We start from the raw sequence: 4,440 nt of genomic DNA on the forward strand, positions 1-4,440 counted from the left end.
GTCGACGCTGAAGCGGGCACCGCTGGCGAGGTCGCGCCACAGGGCCGATTGCAGCCGGGAAGTCTTCAATTCGTCCACCGTGAATGCGGCAAGCGCACCCACGACGCCAAGCCCAGCGCCGATCCAGAAAACCTTCTTGAACCATGTCATGCTCTGCCTCGCACACAGTCCGCACCGTGGGTTCGTGAATGACGGATGATGCGCTTTCCGCAGCCATTTGGCTTGTTCCGGATGCTGGTGTGCTGCGGCATATCCTGCGGAGCCTTGGGGGTAACGGGGCGCTGCTGTGACGCGCAAACCTTCAAGTCTGCTCGTCAAGCCGTGGCGGGAACCAAGGCCTCTCGCCGCACGCGCCGCACATTGAATGCGCCCGCGATCCCCTGCACGATGGCCAGGCCGATGATCACGCTCGCGTATTGGTTGTGGTCCATCAGCCTGCCGAAGATCAATGGCGCCACCGCCTGCCCGATGTCGAGCCCCGCATAGACCACGCCGTAGACGCGCCCGGTCGCATTGGCCGGCGTCGAGCGCTTGACCAGGAGGTCGCGCGACGGCCCCGCAATGCCGCCGGCAAAACCCATGGCTCCGAAGATGACCGGTACCATGAAAGGTGCGATATACGCCAGCGCGAGCACCAGCGCCAGCACCGCCGCGACGCCGAAAGCCGCCCCCACGATGCGCTCGCACCGCGATGGATCGGAGGCCAGGAAGGCCCCACCACCATGCCGCAGGCACTGGTGACCATCGCCAAGGAGCATTTCCTCAAGGCCGACACGCTGGTCGAGCTGCACACCCATCCCTGGCCGCAGCTCACGTTCTCGACGCGCGGCGTGATCCGCCTGAGCACCGAGGACGGCCGCTACATCGTGCCGCCGTCGCGTGCGCTCTGGGTGCCGGTCAACCTGTCGCACAGCATCACGCTGATCGAGGACGCTGAACTGCGCACCGTGTACCTGCACGGCTGGCTCGGGCCGGCCTGTGAGAAATGCGAGGTGCTCGAGATCAGCGTGCGCTGATGCTCGCGCTCGACAAGACGCCCGACGGCCTGCCGGGCGCCGACTCGCACGCGGCGCAGCGAAGTAGTTCGCATCAAACGCAACCAGCTGCCGCGCCATGCCGAACACGTGCTGACCAGGTTGACCGCTACTGGTGTTCTGCAAGCCCTCAGGCGAATCTCACATGATCACTCACTTGCCGCCTCGCGGCGCCAGGAAGGGCTGCTTCGCGTCACGTTCCGCCAGACTTTCGAGGATCGCAGCCTGGCGCAGGTGGTACAGCACCTTGCGCAGGATGGACTCGGCTTCGTGCTGCAGGAAGTCGTTGGCCTTCGGATCCCTGCGATACATGCGAAGGACCGTCACAGCCTGCATTGCCTTCTGCCGGCCCCTCAGTCCGTGTGATTGGGCAAGTTTGCGCAGCTCCTTTTTCACGTCAGTCCCACAAGGCGGTCTTCAGGAGGCGTTGTCGGCTCGCAGCGCTCGATCTGTTCCTATCTCCCTCGTGACAGTGGCCGAGCATTGACCGGTTCTTGATAGAGGGAAGATCATGGAAATTCACTCATTAAGTGTAGGTCAAAAGTTCATCAGATGCTTTTGGGTGTGAGTGCCTTCAGCTTGTCCCGAGCAAGCTTGCGCACTGTGCCTGCCGCTGATGGCGAGGTGAAACCGAGGCGCAAAGTGCCTGGTCCGGAATTTTTCTTTCGATGGTTCTCCACTAGCATTCGGCGCCTTTGCGTATGGGTCTTGAGCAGGAGCTGCCAGCGAAGCCCACTGCTCTCCTCTCCCCTTTGTCTCGTCTCATCCCGATGTTTCGTTCTCTTCTCAAATCCTAGATCCACCGCGTCTCCGTCACCGGCATTGCGCCCTGAGCGCTGGCGCTTCCCGCTCTGGTTCGCTGCGGACTGACCGACCGATCCGGCTCCAGTCGCGCATCACGCCTCGAGGAACGAGTCGAGGCGCCATTCGCAGCACTCTTCACATTCATCGCATGCACACACCCGTCGGCGCCAACCAATCCTGGCAGCAACGCAGCCTGCGCAGCGTCTGGCATCCCTGCACGCAGATGCAGCGTGCGGCCACGGTGCCGCCRCTGCCGATCGCGCGCGGTGAAGGCCCGTGGCTCATCGACCATGAAGGACAGCGCTACTTCGACGCCACCAGCTCATGGTGGGTCAACCTGTTCGGCCATGCCGACGCACGCATCAATGCGGCGCTCAAAGACCAGCTCGATCGCCTGCCGCACGTGATGCTGGCCGGCTGCACCCACGCACCGGCGGTGGAGTTGGCCGAACGCCTGTCGGCCCTCACCGGTGGCGCGCTCGGCCACTGCTTCTTTGCCAGCGACGGCGCCTCGGCGGTCGAGATCGCGCTGAAGATGAGTTTCCACCACTGGCGCAACCGCGGGCGTTCGGACAAACGGGAGTTCGTCTGCCTGCGCCAGGGCTACCACGGCGAGACGCTCGGCGCTCTGGCGGTGACCGATGTGGCGGTGTTCCGCGATGCCTACGATCCGTTGCTCATGCGGGCGCACCAGGTGATGTCGCCCGACGCGCGCCAGGCCGGACCCGGCGAGACCGCGGCAGACGTGGCCGCGCGGGCCGCGGCCGAGTTGCAGGCGCTGTTCGAGTCTCGCCACGAACACATCGCCGCGCTGATCATCGAACCGCTGGTGCAGGGCGCTGCCGGCATGGCGATGCACGACGCGGCCTACCTGCGCACGGTGAGAGCGCTGTGTGACCGCTACGAGGTGAGCCTGATCGCCGACGAGATCGCGGTGGGCTGCGGACGTACCGGTACCTTCTTCGCCTGCGAGCAGGCCGAGATCTGGCCGGACTTCGTGTGCATCTCCAAGGGCATCAGCGGCGGCACGCTGCCGCTGTCGCTGGTGATGACGCGCCACGAGATCTACGAGGTCTTTCTCGACGACGACGTCGCACGCGGCTTCCTGCACTCGCACTCCTACACCGGCAACGCGCTGGCCTGCCGAGCAGCGCTGGCGGTGCTCGACCGCTTCGATGAGGACGACGTCCTGCAGCGCAACCGGCAGCGCGCTGCGGCACTGACTTCGGCGCTCGCGCCTTTGCAGAACGACCCGCGCGTCGAGCACTTCCGCCMGCGCGGGATGATCTGGGCCTTCGATGTGCGGGAGGCCTTCGTCGGTGAGCRCTTTGCCGAACGCTTCCACCTCGCCGGCCGCGCGCGCGAACTGCTGATCCGCCCGATCGGCCGTACCGTCTACCTGATGCCGCCCTATGTGCTGGACGATGAGCTGGCAGCTTGGCTCGCGCAACGCATGATGGCAACACTGAATGCGGTGGCCGACACAGAGAACGCCCATGCTGATCGAACATCTGAACCATCGACTGCGTGAGCGCGAGGCCCAGGCGCTGCGCCGGCACAGGCGCACGGCCGAGTCGCCCTGCGCGCCGCACCAGCGAGTGTCCGGGCGCGACATGCTGTCCTTCTGCAGCAACGACTACCTGGGGCTGGCGAACCATCCGGCGCTGATCGAGGCGCTGGCCGAAGGCGCGCGCCGCCATGGCGCCGGCAGCGGCGCCTCGCATCTGATCAGCGGCCATTCGCGTGCCCATGTGCTGCTCGAGGACGCGCTCGCCCATTGGCTGTCGCCCTGCATCCCGGAGGCAAGAGCGCTGAGCTTCTGCACCGGCTACATGGCCAACCTGGCGCTTCTCAGTGCTTTGGGCGATGCGAGCGCGACGATCTTCTCGGACAAGCTCAACCACGCGTCGCTGGTCGACGGCGCACTGCTGGCCAAGGCGCCGCTGCAGCGCTACCCCCACGGCCGGCTCGACCTGCTCGCCAACCAGCTCAGACGCTGCAGCACGCCAGTCAAGCTGATCGTGACCGATGCCGTCTTCAGCATGGACGGCGACCTGGCCGACCTGCCGGCCCTTCTGACGCTGGCCGAGGCGCACGACGCCTGGCTGGTCATCGACGACGCGCATGGTTTCGGCGTGCTTGGCCAGCACGGCAGCGGCAGCCTGTCGCACTTCGGCCTGCGCAGCGAGCGCCTGATCTACATGGGCACGCTCGGCAAGGCCGCAGGCCTGGGCGGGGCCTTCGTGGCCGCCCACCCGAGCGTGATCGACTGGTTGGTGCAGTCGGCGCGCAGCTACATTTACACCACGGCGGCGCCACCGGCGATCGCGCATGCCGTGCTCGTCAGTCTGCGCTTGATCGCCGGCGACGAGGGCGAAGAGCTGCGCGCCCGATTGGCGCAATCGATCGGCATGCTGCGCGACGGCCTCACGGCATTGATGCAGGAATACCCCGGTCTCGGCTGGCGGCTGGCCGATTCCGCCACCGCGATCCAGCCGATGATCGTCGGCGACAACGCCGCGGCGCTGGCCCTCGCGGCGGCGCTCGACGCGCAGGGCCTGTGGGTTCCGGCGATCCGTCCGCCGACGGTGCCCGTGGACAC

General features: G+C 66.2%; 4 protein-coding genes and 1 pseudogene. 3 read left to right on the plus strand and 2 right to left on the minus strand.

Annotation, left to right across the window (positions count from 1 at the left end; genetic code table 11):
• Positions 1–314 precede the first annotated feature (314 nt).
• Positions 315–745, minus strand: a pseudogene (locus tag AC1DY5_RS43460) (MFS transporter); the annotation flags it as partial.
• Between AC1DY5_RS43460 and AC1DY5_RS43465 the strand changes: the two are divergent.
• Positions 723–1,016: an AraC family ligand binding domain-containing protein gene (locus AC1DY5_RS43465; RefSeq protein ID WP_478120611.1), complete on the plus strand. Its 294-nt coding sequence runs from the start codon at positions 723–725 to the stop codon at positions 1,014–1,016. The pseudogene AC1DY5_RS43460 and the gene AC1DY5_RS43465 overlap by 23 nt on opposite strands.
• A gap of 171 nt (positions 1,017–1,187) precedes the next feature.
• Here AC1DY5_RS43465 and AC1DY5_RS43470 read toward each other — a convergent pair whose 3' ends face one another.
• A complete protein-coding gene (locus AC1DY5_RS43470) occupies positions 1,188–1,361 on the minus strand; it encodes a hypothetical protein (protein ID WP_478120612.1) in 174 nt (57 codons plus the stop codon).
• Positions 1,362–1,986: 625 nt separating this feature from the next.
• Here AC1DY5_RS43470 and bioA point away from each other — a divergent pair.
• Positions 1,987–3,369 carry an adenosylmethionine--8-amino-7-oxononanoate transaminase gene (gene bioA / locus AC1DY5_RS43475; protein ID WP_478120613.1) on the plus strand — a complete coding sequence of 461 codons (1,383 nt, stop codon included), beginning with the start codon at positions 1,987–1,989 and terminating at the stop codon, positions 3,367–3,369.
• Positions 3,335–4,440, plus strand: a 1,106-nt coding sequence (locus tag AC1DY5_RS43480) for an 8-amino-7-oxononanoate synthase (RefSeq protein ID WP_478120614.1), incomplete at its 3' end; no start/stop codon positions are given. The genes bioA and AC1DY5_RS43480, both read left to right, overlap by 35 nt.

It is taken from the genome of Variovorax sp. P4_D9 (assembly GCF_056401695.1).